Origin of the sequence: Arthrobacter sp. Helios (assembly GCF_023167125.1) — a bacterium.
GTDB classification, from domain to species: Bacteria; Actinomycetota; Actinomycetes; order Actinomycetales; family Micrococcaceae; genus Arthrobacter_B; species Arthrobacter_B luteolus.
This window is the reverse complement of record NZ_CP095402.1, coordinates 644,379-668,679: the sequence shown is the minus strand read 5'-3', so window position 1 is coordinate 668,679 and position 24,301 is coordinate 644,379. Positions and strand designations below refer to the sequence as shown.

The 24,301-nt window shown below is 65.6% G+C and carries 22 protein-coding genes; 14 read left to right on the top strand and 8 right to left on the bottom strand.

The features are described from left to right. The first annotated feature begins 22 nt into the window (after positions 1 to 22). The 4 genes from ArtHe_RS02890 to ArtHe_RS02875 all read left to right on the top strand — a co-directional run bounded on the left by ArtHe_RS02890 (position 23) and on the right by ArtHe_RS02875 (position 6,323). Entirely contained in the window at positions 23 to 1,711 is a 1,689-nt protein-coding gene (locus tag ArtHe_RS02890; RefSeq protein ID WP_248319650.1) for a DUF885 domain-containing protein, read from the top strand. Positions 1,712 to 1,980: 269 nt separating this feature from the next. Then, entirely contained in the window at positions 1,981 to 3,417 is a 1,437-nt protein-coding gene (locus tag ArtHe_RS02885) for a dicarboxylate/amino acid:cation symporter (protein WP_248318676.1), read from the top strand. A gap of 196 nt (positions 3,418 to 3,613) precedes the next feature. Then, a complete protein-coding gene (locus ArtHe_RS02880) occupies positions 3,614 to 4,234 on the top strand; it encodes a nucleoside triphosphate pyrophosphatase (protein ID WP_248319649.1) in 621 nt (206 codons plus the stop codon). A 307-nt stretch (positions 4,235 to 4,541) separates the two neighbouring features. After that, on the top strand, positions 4,542 to 6,323 hold the full coding sequence (locus tag ArtHe_RS02875) for a biotin carboxylase N-terminal domain-containing protein (protein WP_248318674.1): 1,782 nt from the start codon (positions 4,542 to 4,544) through the stop codon (positions 6,321 to 6,323). Between the two features lie 82 nt (positions 6,324 to 6,405). On the opposite strand, the gene ArtHe_RS02870 is transcribed toward ArtHe_RS02875, so the two are convergent. Both ArtHe_RS02870 and ArtHe_RS02865 read right to left on the bottom strand, forming a co-directional pair. Beyond that, positions 6,406 to 7,806, bottom strand: a complete 1,401-nt coding sequence (locus ArtHe_RS02870; RefSeq protein ID WP_066299231.1) for an MFS transporter — start codon at positions 7,804 to 7,806, stop codon at positions 6,406 to 6,408. Between the two features lie 210 nt (positions 7,807 to 8,016). Next, positions 8,017 to 9,420, bottom strand: coding sequence for an NAD(P)H-quinone dehydrogenase (locus ArtHe_RS02865; protein ID WP_066299229.1), 1,404 nt, complete (start codon positions 9,418 to 9,420; stop codon positions 8,017 to 8,019). Between the two features lie 93 nt (positions 9,421 to 9,513). Between ArtHe_RS02865 and ArtHe_RS02860 the strand changes: the two genes are divergently transcribed. Further along, positions 9,514 to 10,317: a purine-nucleoside phosphorylase gene (locus ArtHe_RS02860; RefSeq protein ID WP_248318672.1), complete on the top strand. Its 804-nt coding sequence runs from the start codon at positions 9,514 to 9,516 to the stop codon at positions 10,315 to 10,317. A 30-nt stretch (positions 10,318 to 10,347) separates the two neighbouring features. After that, positions 10,348 to 12,108, top strand: coding sequence for a phospho-sugar mutase (locus ArtHe_RS02855; RefSeq protein WP_248318665.1), 1,761 nt, complete (start codon positions 10,348 to 10,350; stop codon positions 12,106 to 12,108). A 58-nt stretch (positions 12,109 to 12,166) separates the two neighbouring features. On the opposite strand, the gene ArtHe_RS02850 is transcribed toward ArtHe_RS02855, so the two are convergent. From ArtHe_RS02850 to ArtHe_RS02840, 3 genes are all read right to left on the bottom strand, one after another. After that, the gene (locus ArtHe_RS02850) at positions 12,167 to 13,738 is read right to left on the bottom strand and encodes an EAL domain-containing protein (RefSeq protein ID WP_248318664.1); all 1,572 of its coding nucleotides are present in this window, start codon (positions 13,736 to 13,738) and stop codon (positions 12,167 to 12,169) included. After that, positions 13,735 to 14,172: an STAS/SEC14 domain-containing protein gene (locus tag ArtHe_RS02845; protein ID WP_248318663.1), complete on the bottom strand. Its 438-nt coding sequence runs from the start codon at positions 14,170 to 14,172 to the stop codon at positions 13,735 to 13,737. Before ArtHe_RS02845 ends, ArtHe_RS02850 begins: the two co-directional genes overlap by 4 nt. Positions 14,173 to 14,371: 199 nt before the next feature. Then, positions 14,372 to 15,406, bottom strand: a complete 1,035-nt coding sequence (locus tag ArtHe_RS02840; protein ID WP_248318662.1) for a hypothetical protein — start codon at positions 15,404 to 15,406, stop codon at positions 14,372 to 14,374. 238 nt (positions 15,407 to 15,644) lie between these two features. Between ArtHe_RS02840 and ArtHe_RS02835 the strand changes: the two genes are divergently transcribed. The 4 genes from ArtHe_RS02835 (at position 15,645) to ArtHe_RS02820 (ending at position 17,290) form a co-directional block, all read left to right on the top strand. After that, the gene (locus ArtHe_RS02835) at positions 15,645 to 15,785 is read left to right on the top strand and encodes a hypothetical protein (protein WP_248318660.1); all 141 of its coding nucleotides are present in this window, start codon (positions 15,645 to 15,647) and stop codon (positions 15,783 to 15,785) included. Positions 15,786 to 15,964: 179 nt separating this feature from the next. Next, positions 15,965 to 16,672, top strand: a complete 708-nt coding sequence (gene deoC / locus ArtHe_RS02830) for a deoxyribose-phosphate aldolase (protein WP_248318659.1) — start codon at positions 15,965 to 15,967, stop codon at positions 16,670 to 16,672. Positions 16,673 to 16,713: 41 nt separating this feature from the next. Continuing rightward, the gene (locus ArtHe_RS02825; protein WP_248318658.1) at positions 16,714 to 16,965 is read left to right on the top strand and encodes a hypothetical protein; all 252 of its coding nucleotides are present in this window, start codon (positions 16,714 to 16,716) and stop codon (positions 16,963 to 16,965) included. Between the two features lie 187 nt (positions 16,966 to 17,152). Beyond that, positions 17,153 to 17,290, top strand: coding sequence for a hypothetical protein (locus tag ArtHe_RS02820; protein WP_157075258.1), 138 nt, complete (start codon positions 17,153 to 17,155; stop codon positions 17,288 to 17,290). On the opposite strand, the gene ArtHe_RS02815 is transcribed toward ArtHe_RS02820, so the two are convergent. Together ArtHe_RS02815 and ArtHe_RS02810 are read right to left on the bottom strand one after the other, a co-directional pair. Then, a complete protein-coding gene (locus ArtHe_RS02815) occupies positions 17,291 to 18,292 on the bottom strand; it encodes an SIS domain-containing protein (protein ID WP_248318657.1) in 1,002 nt (333 codons plus the stop codon). Next, complete coding sequence (locus tag ArtHe_RS02810; RefSeq protein WP_248318656.1) at positions 18,271 to 19,485, bottom strand: hypothetical protein; 1,215 nt, start codon at positions 19,483 to 19,485, stop codon at positions 18,271 to 18,273. Before ArtHe_RS02810 ends, ArtHe_RS02815 begins: the two co-directional genes overlap by 22 nt. 215 nt (positions 19,486 to 19,700) lie before the next feature. Here ArtHe_RS02810 and ArtHe_RS02805 point away from each other — a divergent pair, with 215 nt between their 5' ends. From ArtHe_RS02805 to ArtHe_RS02790, 4 genes are read left to right on the top strand one after another with little or no spacing between them, the layout of a single operon-like run. Continuing rightward, positions 19,701 to 20,789 (top strand): spermidine/putrescine ABC transporter substrate-binding protein, encoded by a 1,089-nt coding sequence (locus tag ArtHe_RS02805; protein ID WP_248318654.1) that lies wholly within the window; start codon positions 19,701 to 19,703, stop codon positions 20,787 to 20,789. A 5-nt stretch (positions 20,790 to 20,794) separates the two neighbouring features. Beyond that, positions 20,795 to 21,697: an ABC transporter permease gene (locus ArtHe_RS02800; RefSeq protein WP_248318652.1), complete on the top strand. Its 903-nt coding sequence runs from the start codon at positions 20,795 to 20,797 to the stop codon at positions 21,695 to 21,697. Continuing rightward, the gene (locus ArtHe_RS02795) at positions 21,694 to 22,533 is read left to right on the top strand and encodes an ABC transporter permease (protein WP_248318650.1); all 840 of its coding nucleotides are present in this window, start codon (positions 21,694 to 21,696) and stop codon (positions 22,531 to 22,533) included. Before ArtHe_RS02800 ends, ArtHe_RS02795 begins: the two co-directional genes overlap by 4 nt. Continuing rightward, positions 22,530 to 23,630 carry an ABC transporter ATP-binding protein gene (locus ArtHe_RS02790; RefSeq protein ID WP_248318648.1) on the top strand — a complete coding sequence of 367 codons (1,101 nt, stop codon included), beginning with the start codon at positions 22,530 to 22,532 and terminating at the stop codon, positions 23,628 to 23,630. Before ArtHe_RS02795 ends, ArtHe_RS02790 begins: the two co-directional genes overlap by 4 nt. On the opposite strand, the gene ArtHe_RS02785 is transcribed toward ArtHe_RS02790, so the two are convergent. Further along, positions 23,609 to 24,220: a TetR/AcrR family transcriptional regulator gene (locus tag ArtHe_RS02785; RefSeq protein ID WP_248318647.1), complete on the bottom strand. Its 612-nt coding sequence runs from the start codon at positions 24,218 to 24,220 to the stop codon at positions 23,609 to 23,611. The two genes, ArtHe_RS02790 and ArtHe_RS02785, sit on opposite strands and share 22 nt — an antisense overlap. Between the last annotated feature and the right edge of the window lie 81 nt (positions 24,221 to 24,301).

Sequence of the window (24,301 nt, the reverse complement as noted above, 5' to 3'; positions counted from 1 at the left end):
ACAGACAACCTCGCCAGAATCCCTGTCCACCGCCGGGACGCGCACTCCAACAGCCATCGATGCCGTCGCGGAAGCATTCACCGAAAATCTGCTGCACCTGGATCCGTCCTTCGCAACCACACTGGGCATCCCGGGCCACGAAACGGAGTACGCCGACTACTCCCCCGCCGGCCTGGAATCCACCGCAGAAGCGATGCGGGAAACCCTCGGAAGGCTTGAGGACCTGCAGCCCGCGGACGACGTCGACCGCGTGACCCTGGATGCGATGCGGGAACGCCTGGGCCTCGCCCTGGAAATCCACGAATCCGGCTGGGACCTTGCCGACCTGAACAACATCGCGTCCCCGGCCCAGGACATCCGTGCGATCTTCGACCTGATGCCCACCGACACCGTCGAAGCCTGGGAACACATCTCCGGCCGCCTGCACAATCTGCCCGACGCCGTCGCCGGCTACATCACCTCGCTGCGCAGCGGTGCCGAGCAGGGCCGCGTAGCTGCCCGCCGGCAGGTAAAGATCGTGATGGAGCAGGCAGGCAAGTACGCCGAGGACGGCGGCTTCTTTGATTCCTTCGCCGGCAACGCCGCACTGTCCGACGGCACTGAACTGCCCGAGGCGCTGAAAACTTCGCTCCGGGAGAACGCCGACGGCGCCCGCGCCGCCTACCGCGCGCTCGTGGACTTCCTCAGCGGAGAGCTGCTGCCCGCCGCACCGGAAAAGGACGCCGTGGGCGCCGAGCGCTACGCGCTGATGTCCCGCCAGTTCCTCGGCTCCGCCGTCGACCTGGAGGAAACCTACCAGTGGGGCGTAGCGGAGCTGGACCGCATCATCGCCGAGCAGGAGGAAGTGGCCAACCAGATCCGGCCGGGCGCCTCAGTCCGCGAGGCCATGGACCTGCTCGACGCCGATCCGGACCGCCAGCTGAACGGCACCGAAGAGCTGCGCACCTGGATGCAGGAGCTCTCCGACCGCGCCGTGGCAGAACTCTCCGGCACCCACTTCGACATCACCGGACCGATGCGCAAGCTGGAATGCATGATCGCGCCCACGAACGAGGGCGGGATCTACTACACCGGTCCCAGCGATGACTTCTCCCGGCCCGGCCGCATGTGGTGGTCCGTCCCCGAGGGCGAAGACACCTTCACCACGTGGAAGGAAACCACCACCGTCTACCACGAGGGCGTTCCCGGCCATCACCTGCAGATCGCCACGGCGGTTGCCTCCCGGGACCTGCTGAACGGCTGGCGCCGCAACGTGTGCTGGGTTTCCGGGCACGGCGAAGGCTGGGCACTCTACGCCGAACGGCTGATGGCCGAGCTCGGCTACCTCAGCGATCCCGGCGACCGGATGGGTATGCTCGACGCGCAGCGGATGCGTGCCGCCCGCGTCGTCTTCGACATCGGCGTCCACCTGGAACTCGAAGTTCCGGAGCGCTGGGGCACGGGCACCTGGACCCCGGAGAAGGGCTACGACTTCCTCAAGCAGAACATCGCTATCTCAGAGGGCCAGCTCAACTTCGAGTTCACCCGCTACCTGGGCTGGCCGGGACAGGCTCCCGCCTACAAGCTCGGCCAGCGCCTCTGGGAGCAGATCCGGGATGAGGTCCGCACCCGTGAAGGTGAGTCCTTCGATGAGAAGGCCTTCCACACCAAGGCACTCCAGCTCGGTTCGGTCGGCCTGGACACCCTGCGCCGGGCGCTGCTGGGAAGCTAGCCTTCAGCTGATCATGAGGATGGGAACGTGCCCGGCAGCTTGCCGGGCACGTTCTGCCTTTCCGGCCGGTCCGGTTTTGACCGGACCAGCCGGGCTCTTTCCTGCGAGAATCCTCACAGGCCAGTCAGGAATATTGCCGGCGGTCCGCCGCTGCGCGCCACAGTCCGGGGATTCCGGCGTGAGATTTCAACCTGCAGCCGAATTCCCCGGCGTAACATTTCGCAACCCTAAAAAGACTCTGGTATGGAGCCTCGTCTAGCATTTTCAACGTGACTTCACCACAGACACCTCCCCAGTCCCCGGCCGACGCCGCCACCCGCCGCAGGCTCCCCCGCTGGGCCACAGCTTTCGGCCCGCAGATCATCGCTGCCCTGGTGGTTGGCCTCTGCCTGGGCCTGCTGGCCAGGTCGATGGGCGAAACCGGCGGTGAGCCGAACTGGCTCGCCACCACCCTGGCCACCATCGGCTCCAGCTACGTCTCCCTGCTCAAGGCAGCCGTGGTTCCGCTGATCTTCACGGCCGTTGTCAGTTCGATCGCCAACCTCCGACAGGTTTCCAATGCTGCGCGGCTCGCCTGGCAGACACTGCTGTGGTTCGGCATCACGGCGCTGATCGCCGTCGGCATCGGCATTGCCCTGGGCGTCGTGATGCAGCCCGGAGCCAACGCCGACGCCGCCACCCCGCCCGGGTACGAAGGCAGCACCGGCAGCTGGATCGGCTTCCTGACCGGCCTCGTTCCCGGCAACTTCCTCGGCCTGACCGCTTCCACCACGGAGTCCCTGACCACGTCGCTGAACTTCAACGTGCTGCAGGTCCTGGTCATCGCGATCGCCGTCGGCATTGCCGCCCTGAAGGTCGGCAAGCCCGCCGCACCGTTCCTGGCCCTGAATGCCTCCGCACTGGCTGTTATCCAGAAGGTGCTCTGGTGGATCATCCGCCTCGCACCGCTGGGTACCGTCGGCCTGATCGGCCGCGCCGTCGCCACCTACGGCTGGGACACCATCGGTTCCCTCGGCACCTTCACGGTGGCCGTCTACCTTGGCCTGGCCCTGGTGATCTTCGTGGTCTACCCCGTCCTGATCAAGAGCCAGGGGCTCTCCATCCGCCAGTGGTTCTCCGGCGCCTGGCCCGCCATCCAGCTCGGCTTCGTTTCCCGCTCCTCCGTGGGCACGCTGCCCCTGACCCAGCGGGTCACGGAACGGAACCTCGGTGTACCCCGGGCCTACGCGTCCTTCGCCGTACCCCTGGGCGCGACCACCAAAATGGACGGCTGCGCCGCGATCTACCCGGCCATCGCCGCCATCTTCGTGGCCCAGTTCTTCGGCATTGATCTGAGCCTCGGCCAGTACCTGCTGATCGCCGTCGTCGCCGTCCTCGGGTCGGCAGCGACCGCCGGAACCACCGGCGCCGTCGTGATGCTCACCCTGACCCTGTCCACCCTGGGACTGCCGCTGGACGGCGTCGCACTGCTCCTGGCGATCGACCCGATCATCGACATGGGCCGGACCGCCGTCAACGTGGCCGGCCAGACCGTGGTGCCCACGATCGTGGCCAAGCGCAACGGCCTGCTGCAGCACGAGCTGTACAACGCCAAGCGCACCGGTGACCCGTTCGATGACGATTCCGATGACAACATCAGCAACGAGGATTCACCCGCTGCACAGGAGGAAACTTCCCTCCCTGCAGAAGCCCCCGCGCGCTCCTAAAGCGGTGTAGGGTGCAGGTACTCGCACCCTTCTGGAATGGCCGTCCCAATGCTGGGGCGGCCATTCTGCTGTCCGGGGGGGGCAGGTTGAGGGCGGTGGGGCGTCTCCCGCCGCATCCCGCTGCCCCGCTGCCTCCGGCGTCTCCCGCTTTCGCCCCGGGCCGCGCACGCGCACTAGGCTGGAGACCGTGACTGACCTGACGCTGATCCTCGCCTCCGCTTCCCCCGCCCGCACCAAGCTTCTGTCCAACGCCGGCATTACCCACCGTGTGCTCGTCTCCGATGTGGACGAGGACGCCGTCACTGCCCGTTACGGGCAGACCGACCCGCACGACACCGCCCTGCTGCTGGCCCGCGCCAAGGCGGAGGCCGTTGCATCGCTCCCGGAGGCGGAGGGCGCGCTGGTCCTCGGCTGCGATTCGGTCTTCGAGTTCGACGGCGAGGCGCACGGCAAACCGTGGGAGGCCGACATCGCCCGCGAACGGATCCGGCGCATGAGCGGCCGCCACGGCGTGCTCCACACCGGCCACTGGCTCGTGGACTGCCGGGACACCGACGACGACGGCTCCGGTGCCACGCTGGGGGCCGTCAGCTCCGCCGAAGTGCATTTCGCCGAACTCCTGGACGAGGAAATCGAGGCCTACATTGCGACCGGCGAACCGCTGGAGGTTGCCGGCTCGTTCACCATCGACTCCCTCGGAGGCGCTTTCATCGAACGGGTCGTGGGCGATCCGCACGCCGTCGTCGGCCTCTCCGTGTCCACTCTCCGGCATCTTCTGGCCAGCGCCGGCGTGGGCGTTACGTCTCTCTGGAAGTAAGTTCTGCCTGCGGGAAATCCGCTGGGTTGTTGCTCCTGCGGGGTGCCTGGTGCTCCCCCGCGGGGCGCGCCACCACCCAGTGCGCCACCAGGCAGCCACCCGCATCGCCAGCAACCCTGTGCATAAGCCGCTTTCACCGTGGAAGGCCGTTTCCGGGCCCGCGTCCCCTCCACGTCACACCGGCGCAACACGTTTGTAGGGTTTCCACAACGAAAGTACCTGACCCACGCAGAAACAGCACGGTTTATGGCGGGAGAGCACAAAAGCGCGCTAGGCTCCCAACAGATCAAAGGAGCCACTGCATTTCATGAGCCAGTTCACCACAGTCCCCCTGGGCAAGGTCCTGATTGCCAACCGCGGCGAGATTGCCGTCCGGATCATCCGGGCAGCACGCGACGAAGGAATCGGCACGGTCGCCGTTTATGCAGAACCTGACCGGGACGCACTGCACGTCCGGCTCGCGGACGAGGCCTACGCCCTCGGCGGCAGCACCGCGGCTGAGACCTACCTCGATATGGACAAGCTGCTGGCCGCCGCCGCGCGCGCCGGAGCAGACGCTGTCCATCCCGGTTACGGCTTCCTGTCCGAAAACGCGGAATTTGCCCGGCGCGTCATCGCCGCGGGACTGACGTGGATCGGCCCCTCCCCCGAAGCTATCGACCAGCTGGGCGACAAGGTCCAGGCCCGGCACCTGGCAGCCAAGGTTGGTGCCCCCCTGGTTCCGGGAACGGCAGATCCGGTCACCAGCGCCGACGAAGTACTGGCCTTCGCCCAGGAACACGGCCTGCCCGTGGCCATCAAGGCAGCCTTCGGCGGTGGCGGGCGCGGCATCAAGGTGGCCAGGACGCTTGAGGAGATTCCCGAGCTCTACGACTCTGCGGTCCGCGAGGCCACGGCAGCTTTCGGCCGCGGCGAGTGCTTCATCGAACGGTTCCTGGACTCACCGCGGCACGTGGAAACGCAGTGCCTGGCAGACGCCCACGGCAACGTCGTCGTCATCTCCACCCGCGACTGCTCGCTGCAGCGCCGCAACCAGAAGCTCGTGGAAGAGGCACCCGCCCCGTTCCTCACAGCCGAACAGAACCAGCGGCTGTATGAATCCTCCAAGGCCCTGCTCCGGGAGGCCGGATACCAGGGCGCCGGAACCTGCGAGTTCCTGGTGGGCACCGACGGAACCATTTCCTTCCTCGAGGTCAACACCCGCCTGCAGGTGGAGCACCCGGTGTCGGAGGAGGTCACCGGAATCGACCTGGTCCGCGAGCAGTTCCGCATCGCCCGCGGTGAGGAACTGGGCTACACGGACCCGGAAATCCGCGGTCACTCCTTCGAATTCCGGATCAACGGCGAGGACGCCGGCCGCGGCTTTATGCCCTCCCCCGGCACGGTCGACACGCTGCGTCTGCCCTCCGGGCCGGGCGTCCGCGTGGACTCCGGCATCGAGGCCGGGGAAACCGTTGGCGGCAACTTCGACTCCATGCTCGCCAAGCTGATCATCACCGGCTCCTCCCGTACCCAGGCGCTGCAGCGCGCCCGCCGTGCTCTGCAGGAAATGGAGATCACCGGGCTTCCCACGGTCCTGCCGTTCCACGCCGCAGTGGTGTCGGACCCGGCGTTCGCGCCCGAGGAAGGTCCCTTCAGCGTCCACACCCGCTGGATCGAGACGGAATTCAACAACACCATTCCGGCCTTCTCCGGCGAGCCCGCACAAGGCTCCGGCGAGGACGCGTCCCGGCAGCGCCTGACGGTCGAAGTCGGCGGAAAGCGCCTGGAAGTGGTTCTTCCCGCCGGACTGGCCTCCGCGCCCTCCCGCGGCACCGCATCCAACGGCAAACCCCGCAAGGGCCGCTCCCGCTCCGCCTCCGCTGCCGCGACCGGCAACGACCTCACCTCCCCCATGCAGGGAACCATCGTGAAGGTGGCGGTGGAGGACGGCACCGTTGTGGCCGAGGGAGACCTGGTAGTGGTGCTGGAAGCGATGAAGATGGAGCAGCCGCTGACCGCCCACAAGTCCGGCACGGTCAGTGGCCTGAGCGCCCTGCCGGGTGCCACGGTCTCTGCCGGGGCGGTTATCGCCACCATCCTCGACTAGGCGGACCTGATAAAGGACTGACCCAAACGAAAGGCCCGGATCCGTGAGGATCCGGGCCTTTCGCCGCTTGGAGCCGGAGCTCCTAGCTGGAGTGGTTCACGTAATCGACGTCCTTGGTCTCGCGGGTCACGAACAGTGCAATGAAGGTCAGCACCGCCATGGAGGAGAGGTAGACGCCCACCAGCCACGGGCTGCCGTCAGCGGCCTGCCAGAGAGCGACGGCGATGAACGGCGCGACGGCGGCACCCAGGATCGAGGACACGTTGTAGGCGATCGCCGAGCCGGTGTACCGCACGTTGGTCGGGAAGAGCTCCGGCAGCACCGCGCCCATCGGCCCGAAGGTCAGGCCCATCAGGGTGAAGCCGAGGATCAGCAGCGCCATGGTGCCGGCGAATCCGCCGCCGAACAGCGGGGCGAAGGTGAAGCCGAAGACGAAGATGCCGGCGGTGACCCACAGCAGGGTCTTGCGGCGGCCGAACTTCTCGGCCAGCGGTCCGGCGACCATGGTGAAGATACCGAAGAAGACGACGCCGACGATCAGCATGATCAGGAAGTCGTTCCGGGCGTAGCCCAGTCCGGCGGCGAACGTGTCGGGGTCGAATGCCTTGCCTGCAGCCTCGGCCTTTGCCTGTGCTTCTTCGGCGGTCTTGGCAGCGGTGCCGTAGGACAGGGTGAACGTGGTCATCAGGTAGAAGAGCACGTAGGTGGCCAGCATGATGAACGTACCGGCGATCATCGGGCGCCAGGAGAACTTGAACGCAGCGGCCAGCGGCAGCTTGCTCACCTCACCGGAATCAACAACCTTCTGGAAGGCCGGGGTCTCCACGAGCTTCAGCCGGACGTAGAGGCCAATGATGACCATCACGGCGCTGGCCAGGAACGGAATCCGCCAGCCCCAGGACATGAACTGGTCTTCGCTGAGGTTGAAGCTCAGGAACAGGAACAGCCCGTTGGCCAGGATGAAGCCGATGGGAGCGCCCAGCTGCGGGAACGTGCCGTAGATGGCGCGCTTGTTCGCCGGAGCGTTCTCCGTCGCCAGCAGCGCCGCACCGGACCATTCACCGCCGAGGGCAAGGCCCTGGGCAAAGCGCATAACCACCAGCAGTGCCGGGGCCCAGAAGGTCCAGCCGGCAACGTTGGCCGTCGGCAGGCAACCGATCAGGAACGTGGCGATACCCATGGTCAGCAGCGAAGCCACCAGCGTGCCCTTGCGGCCCACCTTGTCACCGAAGTGCCCGAAAATAATCGAGCCCAGCGGACGGGCAATGAATGCCACACCGAAGACGGCGAAGGAGCTCAGCAGGGCTGTGACGCCCTCGGCGTTCGGGAAGAACAGGACGGGGAAGACGAGGACGGCCGCGGTCGCATAGACGTAGAAGTCGTAGAACTCGATCGAGGTGCCGACCAGGGACGCGACGATGACGCGTCCGCGGGAGTTGGCCGGGGCCTTTGCAGCCTCGGCACTGGAGGTTTCTGTTGACATGGGGTGAGTCTTTCGGGTGCGGGATGGAAACAGTTCATCCTAAAACCCGGCGTCCGCCATTCGGACATCCGTCCACTATTTGGACACCCCTGGTGTCATGCCTTGACTGTCATACCTTGACTGTCATGCCGTGGCAGGCTGCTCAAACAGCCAGGGCCCGGTCCCGGAGCGCGTGAACGTCCGGGGCCGGGCCTTGGCTGGAGGGCTGGGTTACAGGTGCACGTGGAGGCGCCGCGCGGCCTCCGAGATCGAGCCGGTGAGCGAGGGGTACACGGTGAAGGTGTTCGCCACGTCATCCACGTGGAGCTTCTGGGTGACGGCCAGGGCGATCGGGAAGATCAGCTCCGAGGCACGCGGGCCGACGACGACGCCGCCGATGACTGTCCCGGATCCCTTCCGCGCAATGATCTTCACGAAGCCTTCCTTCACGTCCATCATCTTGGCGCGCGCGTTCGTGTGCAGGGACAGCTTGATGACATCGCCCTGATAGCGGCCGGCCGCGATGTCGGCTTCGGAGACGCCTACGGATGCGATTTCCGGGGAGGTGAAGATGTTTGAGGCAACGTTCTTCAGTTTCAGCGGCTTCACGCTGTCCCCCATCAGGTGGGCGATGGCGATGCGGCCCTGCATGGCGGCGACCGAGGCAAGGTTGAACACGCCGGTGCAGTCGCCGGCCGCGTAGACGTTGGAGGCCGTGGTGCGGGAAACGCCGTCGACCTTGATCTGTCCGTATTCATCCAGGGTCACCCCGGCCTCTTCCAGGCCGATGTCCCGGGTGTTCGGGATGGCGCCGACGGCGACCAGGCAGTGCGAGCCTTCAACGGTGCGGCCGTCGGAGAGGGTGACCAGGACACCGTCACCGGTGTTTTTCACGGATTCTGCGCGGGAGCGGGACAGCACGGTCATGCCGCGGGCCTGGAAAACATCCTCCAGGACGCGGGCGGCGTCGGCGTCTTCCCCGGGGAGCACCCGGTCACGGCTGGAAATCAGCGTAACGCGTGCGCCCAGGCCGTTGTAGGCCGAGGCGAACTCGGCGCCGGTGACGCCCGAGCCGATGACGATCAGGTGCTCGGGAACCTCGGTCAGGTTGTAGATCTGCTTCCAGGTGAAGATCCGCTCGCCGTCCGGCATGGAGGATTCCAGTTCGCGAGGGTTCGCGCCGGTGGAGATCAGCAGCGCCTCAGCTTCCACGGTGGTGGTGCCTTCGTCGGAGGTCACCTCGATGGTGCGGTTGTCCAGCAGCCGGCCCTCACCCACGAGCACCTTCACACCCATGCGCTCCAGCGTGCGCCGGATGTCATTGGACTGTTCCTTGGCCAGGGCGAGCAGACGGTGGTTAACGACCTTCAGATCTGCCACCACGGGCTTGCCGGCTTCGCCGAAGTCGACTCCCAGGTTGGAGGCCGAACTCATGCGGGTCATCACGTCAGCAGTGGCAATGAGGGTTTTGGACGGTACGACGTCGGTGAGGACGGCGGAGCCTCCGAGCCCGTTGCGTTCGACGATGGTGACGTCCGCACCCAGGGATGCGGCCACCATCGCGGCCTCATATCCGCCCGGGCCGCCGCCGAGGATCGCAATTTTTCTGGCAGTGAAATCTAGTTGGCTCGTCACAAGTGTCCATTCTGTCCCATCCGGGAGCCCCTCTCAAACGAACCGATTCCCTTCCCGCCCGCGGATTGCCGCCGCAGGCGGTAAGTTGTACGGGTGAGCAACGACGAACCTTTTGAACTTGCCCGGCAGGCCGCGGCCTACATTGCCGAGAAAACCGGTGTGCCCTCCCACGACTTTGCCCTGGTCCTGGGCAGCGGCTGGGGGGACGCAGCGGACCTGATCGGTGAGACCACCGCCACCCTTCCGGCGTCGGAAATCCCCGGCTTCTCCGCCCCTGCGGTGGAAGGACACGTGGGAACCATCCGCTCCGTCCTGACCCCGGGCGGCAAGCGGGCGCTGATCCTCGGTGCCCGCACACACTATTACGAGGGCAAGGGCGTGCGCGCCGTTGTGCACGGGGTGCGCACAGCCGCAGCGGCAGGCGCCAAGGTGATGGTACTGACCAACGGCTGCGGCGGGCTGAACCCGGAGTGGAAGCCCGGCACACCCGTGCTGATCAGCGACCACCTCAACCTCACCGCCACCTCACCGCTGGAGGGTGCGACGTTCGTCGACCTCACGGACCTCTACTCTCCCCGCCTGCGCGATCTGGCCCGCACCGTCGATCCCAGCCTCGACGAGGGGGTGTACGCCCAGTTCCCCGGCCCGCACTATGAGACGCCGGCCGAAGTCCGCTACGCCAAGACCATCGGCGCCGATCTCGTGGGCATGTCCACGGCGCTCGAAGCCATCGCGGCCCGGCACGCGGGAATGGAAGTTTTCGGCATCAGCCTGGTGACCAACCTGGCCGCCGGCATCAGCCCGGAACCGCTCAGCCACCAGGAGGTCCTTGAAGCCGGCGCCGAGGCCGGTCCCCGCATCTCCAAGCTGCTTGCCGGAATCATCGGCGCCCTCTAGCGCCGCTCTTACCTGATCAGAGGCCTCCCAATGACCTTGACCGCCATGGAACTGCAGGAACTGCTGACCGAAGCACGCCTCTGGGCGGACGAGGATCCGGATCCGGCCACAGCCGCTGAACTGCGCGCCCTGCTCACCCGCGCCGGCGCCCAGGGGGCCGACGGCGAGGCCGCCGTCGCCGACCTGGCCGACCGGTTCACCGGCACCCTGGAGTTCGGCACCGCCGGACTCCGCGCGGCGCTCGGCGCCGGACCGCGCCGCATGAACCGGGCCGTGGTCCGGCGGACAGCGGCCGGGATCGCTGCGTTCCTGCAGAGCAAGGCGGACGGCCGGATTCCCAGTGCCGTGATCGGCTATGACGCCCGGTATAAGTCCCGGGCCTTCGCCCTGGAAACCGCCGCGGTCTTCAGCGCTGCCGGGATCGAAGCGTTCCTGCTCCCCTCCGCCCTGCCCACTCCGGTCCTGGCCTACGCGGTCCGTGCCCTGGATACCGACGCCGGCGTGATGGTCACCGCCAGCCACAACCCGGCGCTGGACAACGGGTACAAGGTGTATCTGGGCGGGCGGACGGTCAAGGGGCCGGGCCGCGGCGCCCAGATTGTGCCGCCGTACGACGCCGAGATCGCCGCGCGCATCGACTACACCGTTCCGCTGTCCTCCATCGACACCGCGCCGGAAGGCTGGACGGACGTCTCCGATTCCATCGTGGCGGACTACATCAACGCGGTGGACGCCCTGGCCAGCCGTGACGGCTACCCCGCACGGGACCTGTCGATCGTGCTCACGCCGATGCACGGCGTCGGCGGTGAAACCATGACCGCCGTCCTGCGCGACGCCGGTTTCACCTCCGTCCGCCTGGTGGCAGCACAGGCCGAACCGGACCCCGATTTCCCCACGGTGGCCTTCCCCAATCCGGAAGAGCCCGGCGCCCTGGACCTTGCGCTGGCCATGGCCGCCGAGTCCGGAGCCGACGTCGTCCTAGCCAACGACCCGGACGCCGACCGGGCCGCAGTGGCGGCGAAGGACCCTGCCACGGGCGAATGGCGGATGCTCCGGGGCGACGAAACCGGTGCGCTGCTGGGCGCCCACCTTGCCGAGCGGATCCGTTCCGGCCATCTGAAGCCGCGCAGCGATTCCAGCCGGGTTCCGGTGTTCGCCAACTCGATCGTCTCCTCGCGGCTGCTGGCCCGGATCGCTGCGGCTGCAGGCTTCCAGCACCAGGAAACCCTCACCGGGTTCAAATGGATTTCCCGGGTTCCCGGACTGGTCTACGGCTATGAAGAGGCCCTCGGATACTGTGTGGCTCCGGCCCTGGTCCGGGACAAGGACGGCATCTCCGCCGCACTGCTCATCGCCGAGCTGGCTGCCGCTTTGAAAGCACGGGGCCGGACCATGTTCGACATGCTGGATGACCTCGCGCTCGAGCACGGGCTGCACGCCTCGGATCAGCTTTCGGTCCGGGTGGAGGATCTGGCGCTGATTCCGCGGATGATGACACGGCTGCGGGATCAGGCACCGGTTTCGCTGGCCGGCTCCCCCGTCCTCTCCGCGGTGGACCTGTCTACTGGCTCGGAGGCGCTGCCGCCGACTGACGGACTGCTCTACCTCACCGAGGACGGCACCCGGATCATCGTCCGCCCCTCCGGCACTGAACCCAAGCTCAAGTGCTACCTGGAGGTCATTGAGCCGGTGGAGGGCCGGGAGGACCTGGTGCGGGCACGCGCGGCGGCGGCCGACCGGCTGGCCGCTGCTACCGCAGATATTGCGGCGGCCCTGGGGCTCGAAGCCTAGGTATTTAGCCCGGCCGGCCGGCGCTGCCCCCGGCGGGAGCCGGCCCGGGAAGTCCCGGTCAGCCCGCTGTGGGAGCCGCGGCAGAGGCCTGCACGAGCGGCAGCGTGGTGCCCGATTCCAGGATCGCGGCCACCTGCCCGGCCTCGAGCGGCCTGCTGAAGTAATAGCCCTGGCCGCTGCGGCAGCCCAGGACCAGGAGGTCCGCTGCCTGGTCCAGGGTCTCGATCCCCTCAAAAACGGCTTCCATTCCGGCCGCCTGGATGAGTCCGTGGACGGCGTCAACGAACTGCAGCTGACCGGGATCGGCGCTGATGTCGCGGATCAGGCTGCGGTCCACCTTCACCGTGTGCACCGGAAGCCGGCGCAGATAGCTGATGGAGGAATATCCGGTGCCGAAATCGTCGATCTCAATGCCGATGCCCAGGGCATCAAGGGATTTCAGCGAGTACATCTCCACGTCCCCGCCGCTGACGAACGCACTTTCGGTGATTTCGATGACCAGGCGGGCGGCGTCGATTCCGGTCTCCGCGAGTGCCCGGCGGACGTGGTCCACCAGGTCAAGGCGCTGCAGTTCCATGGCGGAGAGGTTTACGCGCACCTTGAAGTCAGATTCGAGGGAAAGCTGTTCTTCCCAGCGGGCCACCTGTTCCAGGGCGGCGCGCAGGACCCACCGCCCGACGTCCAGGATGATTCCGGTCTCCTCGGCGATCGAAATGAACTCGTCCGGCATGATGAGTCCGCGCTGCGGATGCCGCCACCGGATCAGGGCTTCCACCCCGGTCATCCTGCCCGTGGCGAGCTCCACCACCGGCTGGTACGCCAGGAACAGTTCGTTCCGGGCTACGCCCTCGCGCAGCTCCGCGGCCATCTCCCGGCGGAACTGCCGCGCATAGAGCATCACCGGCTCAAAGGCCTTGCTCTGGCTCCGCCCGGCCTCCTTGGCTGCGTACATGGCGGTATCTGCCCGGACCATAATGTCCTCCGGGGACTCACCCTGCAGCGCGGCGTGCACACCGATGCTTGCCCGCGGCCAGACATCGATTTCCTCTACCCGGATGGACTCGGCCAGCGATTCCTGGACCCGGGCGGCAACACCCATGGCCGTCGTCAGGCCGGTTTCCGGGAGCAGGACGGCAAACTCGTCCCCGCCCAGCCGGGCCACCGTGTCTCCGCGCCGGACGGCCCAGCGGATCCGCCGGGCCACTTCGACGAGCACCTGGTCTCCGGTCTGGTGCCCAAAGCTGTCATTGATGTCTTTGAACGCGTCGAGGTCGATCATGAGGATGGCGGGCCGTTTGAGGCCGTCCCCCGAGGCGGCGAGTTCTGCTTCAATCTCATGCATCAGCGCTGTCCGGTTGGCGGTGCCGGTCAGGGCATCGCTCATGGCCATCCGCTGCATCTGGCGGTGCGCCGCCTGCAGCTCACGGGTCCGCGACTCCACCCGCTCCTCAAACTCCTGGTACACGGAGTTCAGCTCTTCGGCCAGCAGATTGATGCCGGTGATAACCGCGTCTACGGCGTCCCGTCTCGGCGAGGTGCGGATCCGCGTACTCAGGTCACCGGCGGCGATGCGGACAATTCCGTCCACAACCTGCTGGAGACGGGTGTCCTCTGTGTCCGGCTCGGTCATCCTGCCCGGCTTCCCAGCCATGCCAGGGCATCGAATTTCGACGAAAAGTACTTCGTGGGACACGGTGGCAGGTCCCCGCCGAGCAGGAAGTTGGCTATGACCCGATCGACCTGGGTGGAGCCGACGACGGCGACGGCGGACGCGGAGCGAGCGGAACCGAAAACGGTGCGGGCGCTGCGCGTGATCGACTCAATACCGGTCAGTTCCAGCAGCAGGGGTTTGTCCACGGATCCGGCCAGTTCCTGGAACTCCGCAGCGGCACGGGCAGCAATGCCGCCGGTGATAACGGCGCCGGGCGGCAGCACCATGCTGATGAAACCGTCATCCTGGCAGACTTCTGCGTAGCCTTCCGTGGCAGATGCGGCCTCCGCTGATGACTCCCGAATCTCGGAGTCCCCACGAACGCTGTAGTTGGTGCTTTCGCTAACCGTCATTACGCCCCCATGCGTTAGACGCACTGCTGCCGTGTTGACTCTGCACCCGTATTTCACAGCAGTGAATATGAGACTTTTTCATTTTCCCCCAAAAACAAAGCTTCCTTAGTAAAAACCCCCGCTTGTTCCCGCCGGAGGTTTCCGCCCCGCATCGTGCGGCCATCCTAGCGCGCCCGAAGGCCATCCCGCGTCAACTGAACTATGAATCCAGCCGACCTATCTCCATCAAGAACGTTCTTGCATGTTCAGCCCTAGTTGCAGCACCAACTTTGTCGAATAGATCGGCACTCGCGCGGGCTTGTTCAACCGCTTGGTCCACTTCACCGTCATCGTTCAAAATTCGCGCATACAGGAGACGCGCGTCCCCCTCACTCAGCGGCGACATTGAATCAACCTGTTCCACAACCCCGGCCATTTGCTCTCTCGCCGCAGCCACTTCGCCGGTGAGGTAGCGCCAGTGAGCACGAATAAAAATGATATCCAGTTCGTCCTGAGGGTTTCCGCCACTGATGGAGATGGCCATCTCCGCGCGTTCAATGCACTGCAGGGTTTCCGGCTCGACAAGATTTGCGGTCAGCCTCATAAAGGCTGAAGCCTTGTTAAACAGGGCCCATAGGCTGACATCGTTGCTGGGTGAAAGACACTCAGCTGCCAGGCCATGGTAGTGCGTGGCTTCTGTATTCCTTCCCAGCAAGAACGCTACGTTGCCTACAACCCAGTAACCCTTCCCAGCCTTGTTAGCGGCTGTTCCATCATCGATCAGCCCGACAAGGATCTCAGCTTCCCGCCATGCACCGTTCAGGTTTCCACTTTCCGCCAGTGCGGCAACCAGGACTTGCTGAGCTTCAAGCTTCCCTTTGCTCCCGTATCCTGTCTCAGGAAAATCCAGAGCCGCTTCGCGTGCAACCTCCAGAGCCTCAGGAAGCTGCCCGAGGCTCCGCAAACCGGCCGATCTCAGCGCTTTGGCCTTTGCCGCCAACTCAGGATCGTCCAGGGTCAACGGATGATCAGCCAGCAGTTTTGCTGTGTCTGCGCATTCGTCGATGAGGCCGAGCTCCCGCTGACATTCGGCGAGGAGGAAGGTCATCCGCCACCAACCAGGCTCGTCCCTTCGCGAGGCTGCTGTCTCTGCAGCTTGGCGCGTGTGTTTTAGAGCGGCGGTGTACTCCCGACGTTCCCAGAGCTGCCGTGCCTTGTACTCGTTCAATATGAAGTCATCGGTAGTCAAAGCCACGACACTTTCTCACTCTCGCCAATCGGCTGCTTGCAGCACACACTACGTCTATTGTGCTCTGGCAGGGACAGCGCACCCAAGCATTACGCAGGGCAAGTCACCACTGAATTATCCAGACTGCTCCCACGGCCAATTGTCGGCTTCTCCATACGTGCTTCTGCGTGAACATATTTTGTGATTTCTGGGTAGAATCAGTTCCGTCAGCACACCGGGCATATTTAACACAATAGGAGCTCTAATGAAGAAATTTGGCGTATCCCTTCTTCTCGCCGCAGCTATCGCTGCCGTAGGCGTTGCAGCACCGGCGAATGCCGCGTCCTCTACCAACAACGGTGGCGGTAACATCGCTCAGCCGCTGATCGGCAACTGGCCGCTGTAGCAATCAGTAGAAAACCGGACGGCATTCCCCCACAGGAAGCCGTCCGGTTTTTACGTTTCATCGGGTAGTTAGCTTGTTAAAAGTTCTCCTGGGTCACGCCTGCCTCCAGCTATTCATAGCTACACACCCCGGTGGCGTTCCATATGGGAGGATGGAAGCCCAGTTTGGAAAGGACCGCCATGCCCACGAACACCGCGCCTGGAGAGACTCCGGATACCGCTGACCTCGCCTCCTATATCGACCACACGCTGCTGAAGCCGGATGCCTCCCGGGAGGACATCCTGCGGGTCTGTGAAGAGGCAGCCCAATACCGCTTCAAGTCAGTGTGCGTAAACCCGATCTGGGTCAGCACGGTGCACACCGCACTCAAGGACACCGGGGTGGACACCTGCTCCGTCATTGGCTTCCCCCTGGGAGCGACCACCACCGAGGTGAAGGTCTTCGAAGCGCAGGGCGCCCTCCAGGACGGTGCCGATGAGATCGACATGGTTATTGACATTGCCGCCGCCCGCCGTGGGGACAGGGAGGCACTGGTCCGCGACATTGGCGCGGTCGCGGAAGCCGTTCATGAGGCGGGAGGCATCCTGAAGGTCATCATCGAAACCGCCCTGCTGACCGACGAGCAGAAGGTCCTGGCCTGCGAAGCGTCGGTCGAGGCGGGAGCCGACTTCGTCAAGACCTCCACCGGATTCAACGGCGGCGGAGCCACCGCCGGGGACGTCGCCCTGATGCGCCGGACGGTTGGCCCGGAGCTTGGCGTCAAGGCTTCCGGCGGGGTCCGCAGCCGCGAAGATGCCCTCGCAATGATCGACGCCGGCGCCACGCGAATTGGAGCCAGCTCAGGTATCGCTATTGTTAAGGGTGGTAACGGCGGGTCCGGTTACTGATCCGTCCGCCGCTGAAAACTTTTTTGAAACGGAGAACTCCCATGGCAGGTACCAGTGCTAAGCAGCCGACTCACTCGGGCGAAGGACACCTGGTCAAGAACCTCGTGACGTTTGTCGTCTTCTTCGGGCTCTTCGCGCTGTCCCTCTACTCGCTGAACTGGCTGACGCTGGACGTCGTGTGGCCGATGGCTGCCTGCCTCGTGCTCGGCACCCTTGCGTACATGATTCCGTTCATGATGGGCCGCTCGGACACCAGCGCCGAGCTGGCAGAGGGCAAGAGCCACAACGAGTAATCCGCAGCTGCATCCCCGAAGGCACGCTGCCCGGACCGCTTCCACGGCCGGGCAGCGTGCCTTCGCTGTATCCGGCAGGCCCGACCCGCCAAGACGCGTAATATAAGCGAACGTCCAGGTAACAATCGGCGAGGATCAAGTAGAAAGTACTCTTCGTATTCCGCCGGGCCCCTTCTTACAGTTCTGCATGAGCACAACACTGACCCGCAGGGAATGGCGCCTGGAGCGCAGCCGCCAGCAGCGTTTTACCCGTATCTCCTATTCAGCGATCGGCGCGCTGGTACTGGCGTCGATCATTGTTTTCGCTATCGCGATCATGCAGTAGTCACCCCGGCAGGCTGGACGCAGCCCAGGCACTCCAGGAATACCCGGGGTCCTTTGTGTACCAGTCCCAGGCGAGGAGCTCCGGCACCATCGTTTCCACCAACGCGGAGACGAGCCACTCCCCCTGCCCCGGATAGGTGATGCTGTGCGCCGCTTCGGGGAAGACTGCACCTACAGACACGATGGTTGCCGAGCGCGGCACCATCCAGTCCAATGCCTGCTGGTCCCAGGCAGAACCCGCAAAAACCAGTGCCCGGTAGTCCAAGGTCTTCGACAGGTAAACGTCCACGTGGGACCAGTCGCCGGTCTCGCTTCCGAAAGCGGGGCGCCGCGGCACTTCGCGCAGCATCAGTGCCCCCTGGCTACTGCTGGAGAGACGTTCCGAGGGGGCCAGCAGAAAGGTCCCGTCGGGGCCCTGCAGGGCATCCGATACCTGGGAAAGCCAGTTCCCCGAGGTGCCCAGGAGCTCCCTGGTTCCCGCTGCCGCCCGGCTGGCAGCGGCCGGCAGCGAACCGTAGACCGCTCCGCAGTGTTCCAGCAGGGCCGCCATCACCAGGAGTGAGTGCCGAAAGTTCCGGCAAGAGATTCCGGAGACTTCCCGGCCCACCTTCAGCGGAACGGTAAAGTCGGCGAGCGAGGCCAGGGGCGAACCCGGGTTGTTGGTCACCGCCACCAGGGATCCGGTGCCGCGGTACCGTTCGGCTGCCGCCAGCACCTCCACGCTCGAACCGGTCGCGGAAAGCGCGACGACGAGCAGGTCCGGGGCTGGAGGCGGCAGCAGCACCGTGCTGGCCAGCTCCACCTGGACGTTGATGCCATCGGCACGGGCCTTTCGCGCCACAGTTGCCGCCGCGTAGGCGCTCGATCCCATTGCCAGGACCAGGATCCGCGGTGCCTTCGGCAGCCGTGCCAGTCCCGGGTAGCCTTCCTCCAGCAGCGGGGCCAGTGAGTCCAGGTACTCGGGCACGAGCTGCAGGTCTTCTATAAAGCGGGCGGTGTCCACGAAGGCTCCTTCGTACGGGTATGGTCGCGGGAAATTCGGAAGGTCAGGGCGCCGTCCGCTGCGTACTGCCAGCGGGGCAGGAAACGGTGGGCATAAATCAGTTCCCGCAGCAGCTGCTCGGCAATCAGCGGCGGCAGCAGCGACTCGTCGAGCAGACCCGGCTTCCCAGCCGCCGAGGAAGCGTCCCGGTAGGCGTCCGTCAGCAGGATGGAGGCTTCCTCCGCCCAGCCGTAGAGCCTGGCCAGCGACGCCGGATCACTGACCTGGAGGCGTTTGGCGGCTACGGAGGCGACCAGCTCCAGGCTTGCTGCCAGATGCGCGACGTCGCGCGCTGCAGTGTCCGGCCGGTCCCGTTCCGCTGCCGGCAGCTGAGGATCCCCGTCGAAATCCAGGAGCCAGTATTTTCCGCCGGCACGCAGGATCTGGCCCAGGTGCAGATCCCCGTGCAGGTCGAATGCCGGCCCGGCGGTCTCCGGGACTGACTTTAGGAGTTCCGCCAGATGCCCGGCACGGTTCGCAAGCCGGGTTCCGGCCGGGCCGTCCGTCACGGCCAGCGCGTCCTCGAGGACCCGCGCGGTGCGGGCCCTGACTTCGGAGGCGTCCGGCGGACGGTGCTGTCCCGCCCCGAGGAGGGCGCAGTGCACCCCGGCCACGAGTGTGCCCAGCGTAGCGGGCCACCGGGGCGCCGTACCCCCGCGGAACCAGGCAACGACGTCGTCCACCGCCCAGGTCCAGCCGTCGCTCCCATCCGGAACCATGGCACTGACCAGGGCGATGGTGCCCCGGCCGCGGGTGGGGTGGATCCAGTCCAGGGAGCCGAAATAGCCGGGCACCACTGCCACGCGGGCTTCGGCCAGCCGGGCCAGCAGCCGGGCTGAACGGTCCGCTCCGCCCCAGTGCCGGACCAGTTTCACGATCTTGTCTCCGCCAACCACCACGGACAGGTTGGTCATGTCCACCGGCACTGCGGTCTCGGCGGAGCCGGATCCCGCAGCCGGCAGCGGCGTCCGCACGGTTTCCAGGGTCCCGGCCGTACAGCTCAGGCCACCGGCGGCCGCTGCCAGGACGGCTGCCACCAGTTCCGCGGCCAGGCCGCTTCCCGCTTCCGCTGCCTGCCCCGCGGAATCCAAGGCTGTGAGGCTGCCGTCGCCGTTGAGCCGAATGTAGCCGTGCACGGCTTTGACTTCCTCCATCCCACAACCATCACATTCGTTGTATGCCAATTTCAAGAACCCCATGTAACCAGCTTGTTACGGCTGAAAATAACCGTTGTATTCCTTGAACTCTGATGCAAAGATCAATTCACCACCGAGTCTAAACGTGACCTGGGCCACACTCCTGGACTGGCCGGATGTTACGGGCCGGCTGGGCTTTTCCGAGTTTTCCGAGTCTTCACAAAGGAGCCATCGTGAGTTTGCAGCGCATTACGCGGACCGCTTTCGCAGCATCAGCGGTTCTTGCCCTGGCAGCTTGCGGCGGAGGAAGCGGGTCCGCGGACCTCGATCCCGAAGCCGACATCACCGCACAAAAGCTCGTCGTCGGCATCTGGGCCGACTACTACCCGGAGGACCTCGCGGAGACCTTCGAGGCAAAGACCGGGGTTCCGGTCCAGATTGTTCACCACGCCACGAATGAAGAGATCATGGCCAAGCTGACTGCCAGCGGCGACTCAGGCATCGACGTTGCCTTCGTCTCCGGCCAGTACGCGCAGGCCCTGAACGAGGGCGGCATGCTGCAGGAACTGGACCATGACCTGATTCCGAACATCACGAACCTGTACCCGGAAGCCACGGAATTGGCCTACGACGACGGCAACAAGTTCTCCCTGCCGTATGCCTGGGGCACCACCGGCCTTTGCTACCGCTCCGATCTGCTGCCGGCCGAACCGGCGTCGTGGCTGGACCTGCTGGAGCCGTCCGCCGAGGCGGCAGGCAAAACCACCATGCTGTCCACAGAACGCTGGATGGCGCTTCCCGCACTCAAGGCGCTGGGCTACTCAGTGAATTCGGAGAACCCCGATGAGCTGTCGGCGGTGAAGGATCAGCTGATGGAGACCAAGCCCACCCTGCTGGCCTTCGATGACACGACCTTCTACAGCAAGCTCGTCACGGGGGAAGCAGTCCTTACCGAGGCTTGGGACGGCTGGTGCAACTACGGCATCGCAGAGGATCCCAACATCAAGTTCACTGTCCCCGAAGAAGGCAGTGACCTCTGGGTGGACACCATGACGGTGCTCAAGAGTTCACAGAACAAGGAGGCGGCCATGGCCTTCCTCAACTACGTGCTGGAGCCGGAGGTCCATTCCTGGGCGGCAGAGAACATCCTCTACAAGGTTCCGAACAAGGCCGCCATGGACGCCCTGGATCCGCAGCTGCTGGAAACCTACCCCAACCTGGCCATGACACCGGCGGAACTCGCCGAACAGGAAGTCATCGTCGACCTGGGCGACTACAGCACCGAGTACACCCGGCTCGCCACGGAAATCTCCGCGAAGTAGCACCGATGTCCGTTCCCCGCTCCGCGGCCTCCGGCGCCTTCTGGCGCCGGAGGCTAGCCGGACTCCCGCTCCTGGGACCCGGCATGGTGTTCCTCTTCGTGCTCGCAGTGCTGCCGGTGGCCCTGGTCACCGTCTATGCCTTCTTCGAGCGCGGCCGCTTCGGCGGAGTTGAATTCAACTTCACGCTGGACAACTTCGCGCGCCTGGCCGATCCGCTTTACCTCGGTGTTGTCCTGAAATCGATCCTCATTGCGGGAACCGCAACCGGGATCGCCCTGCTCATCGGATATCCCGCCGCCCTGTTTATTGCCCGCCTGCCGCGCCGCTGGCGCACCCTGGCGCTGATCGCCGTGCTGCTGCCCTTCTGGACCAACTTCCTGATCCGGACCTATGCCTGGATCCTGCTGCTGAACAACGCCGGGTGGATCAACCAGGGGCTGTCCTGGCTGGGAATTACGAGCGAGCCGATCCATATGCTCTACACCGAACCGGCCGTCGTGGTGGGACTGGTCTACATGTACCTGCCGCTGATGATCCTGCCGCTGTACGCCTCACTCGTCTCCCACGACCCCCAGCTGACGGAAGCGGCCGTAAACCTGGGTTCATCCCCCTTCCGGGTCTTCCGGACAATCACGCTTCCGCTCTCCGCCCCGGGGGCGCTGACCGGCTGCATCTTTGTGTTCGTGCCCGCCATGGGCAACTTCATCATTCCCGAGCTCATCGGAGGCGGGAAGACCGTCCTGATCGGCAACCTCATCCGCGACCAATTCCTCAAGGCACGCGACTGGCCCTTCGGCGCAGCGCTTGCCCTGGTCATGACGGCATTCCTGGTGCTGCTGCTGGTCCTTCAGCAGCGCGCCTCACGCGCGGTCAGCGAAGGCAAGACCCCCAAGGAAGTGAAGCCGTGAGCGCTCCCGCCGCACTGCCTGCCCGGTCCCGGAAAGCCAGGGGCGGACCCCGCACGGACGCTGCCACCCGCCCCGGGCTGCACCTTCGCCTGCCGTTCTGGGGTGCGATTGCCTTCCTCTACATTCCCATCCTCGTGGTGGTGGCGATGTCCTTCAACGCCTCCTCGAACCTCTTCTCCTGGTCCGGGTTTTCGCTTCAGTGGTACGCCGAGGTGTTCCGCAGCCCGGACATCCTGGCGGCCCTGGGGAACACCCTGATAGTCGCCGCCGCAGCCGCAGTGCTCGCCACGGCGCTGGGCACACTGACCGCCGTCGGCATCCACCGGCACACCAGCGGCGGACTGATCCGGGCGATCGCGATCGCCCCGGCCATGCTCCCGGACCTGCTGCTGGCCATCGGCTTGCTGAGCCTGTTCACGCTGCTCAACTTCACGCTGGGACTGCTTTCGGTCATCCTGGCCCACACGGTCTTTGCCATGGCATTCGTGACGGCCATTGTCCTGGCGCGGCTGGCCCAGGTGGATCCCAGCCTCGAGGAGGCGTCCAGGGACCTCGGCGCGTCACCGGGCCGGACCCTGCTGAAGGTCACCCTGCCCCAGCTTGGCCCGGCAATCATTTCCGGAGCGCTGCTCTCCTTCACCCTCTCGCTGGATGAGTTCGTGATCGCGTTCTTCACCACCAGCCCCACCATCTCCACCCTGCCCATCAATATCTATTCGATGGTGCGTTTCGGTGTCTCACCGGAAATCAATGCCCTTGCCACCATGCTGCTGGGCCTGACCGTCCTTGCGGTCCTGGGCACACAGCGCCTAACCAAGATTGCGGATTCACTATGACCAGCACCCCTGCCGCCGCTCCCCTGCTCCGGCTCAGCGGCCTGAGCCACAGCTACGGCTCCGTGCAGGCCCTGCACGGAATCGATCTGGACATCGCGGAGAACGAGTTTTTTGCCCTGCTTGGGCCTTCAGGCTGCGGCAAGAGCACCCTGCTGCGCTCCATCGCCGGTTTTGAGACCCCAGCCGAAGGCGAGATCCTGCTCGACGGCGCTCCCCTGACCCGGCTGCCGGCGCACCGCCGTCCGGTCAACATGATGTTTCAGTCCTACGCCCTGTTTCCCCACCTGAGCGTGGAGAAGAACGTCGCCTACGGGCTGGAGGCCGAAGGAACCCCGAAGCCAGAGGTGCGGCGCCGGGTCGGTGAGGCCCTGGAGACCATCGGCCTGTCCGGTTATGCCAAGCGCCGCCCCGGCCAGCTCTCCGGCGGTCAGCGGCAGCGGGTTGCCTTGGCCCGGGCAATCGTGAAGCGGCCCCGTCTGCTGCTCCTGGATGAGCCGCTGTCTGCCCTGGACCGCAAGGTCCGGTCCGAGATGCAGCTGGAGCTCAAGCGGCTGCAGCACGAAGTCGGCATGACCTTCGTGGTCGTGACCCATGACCAGGAAGAGGCCATGTCCATGGCTGACCGGGTGGCGGTGCTCAACGCCGGCCGGCTGGAGCAGGTCGATACCCCGGTTGGCCTCTACTCGGCGCCGCAGTCCCGCTTTGTCGCGGACTTCATTGGATCGGCGAACATGCTGGACGGCACGGCCGTGGCCGGCGGCATCCGACTCGCGTCAGGCCTGGTCCTGGCCGTGGACCATGCACTTTCCGCGGGCAGCCCGGCAACCGCCGTGATCCGCCCCGAAGACGTTGTCCTTGCCGCACCGGGCGCCGGGACCCTGGACGGAACTGTCGTGGACACTTTTTTCCTCGGCGGAACCTCCACCGTGGCTATCCGGGTTGCCGGGCTGCCGGAGCCCTTCACCTGCACCATGCGGGCTGTCCAGGTCCCGGAACGCGGAGCCGGAGTTGGGCTCATCCTGGACCCGGCGCACACCGTGGCCGTTGCCGATAACAGGGGCGCGGTCCCGGCAGCTCAGGCGCCGGTGAGCGTGTGACCGGCTGCTATCCGCGCATAGTCCGCGATGAGGCCCGCCGCAGTTTCGGCATCGATGCTGGGGTGACGGGCAATAATCCGGTAGCCGTACGCGTCCTCCAGCGCCACCAGGTTCCTCGCGACCGTCAGCGGGTCCTGGGCCAGGGTGAAGACCCCGCGCGCCGCGCCCTGTTCCAAAACCACCAGGTACATCCCCACCTGGCGTTCGTACAGGGAGGTCAGCAGGGCGGCGGTCACCGGGTTGTTGCCGGCCGAGCCGCCCAGCGCACAGAGCATCGCGACCTGCGCATCGTCGGGCCCGGAGGGAAGCCCGGAGCGGATCAGTGCCAGGAGCCGGGCCGCCGGGTCATCGGGCAGCGAGCCAAGCATGCTCACGCGCTGTTCGTAGAACCGTTCCATGGCTTCCCGGTTGGCTTCGAGCATGAGGTCCTCGAGGTTCGGGTAGTAGTACAGCACCGCCCCGCTGGTCAGGCCCGCTTCCTCGGCAACACGGTTCAGCCGTGCACCGTCCGGACCGTGCTTGGCAACCGCACGCTGCGCCGCGGCAACAATTTCATTGCGCCGTGCGGCCTGGTTCTTCGGGCGTGCCATCTTCGAAGCCTTCCTCCAAATGGATCAGATACACCACAATATGACACCCCCGTCCAATCAGCGGCATTTCCAAGGAAGTAA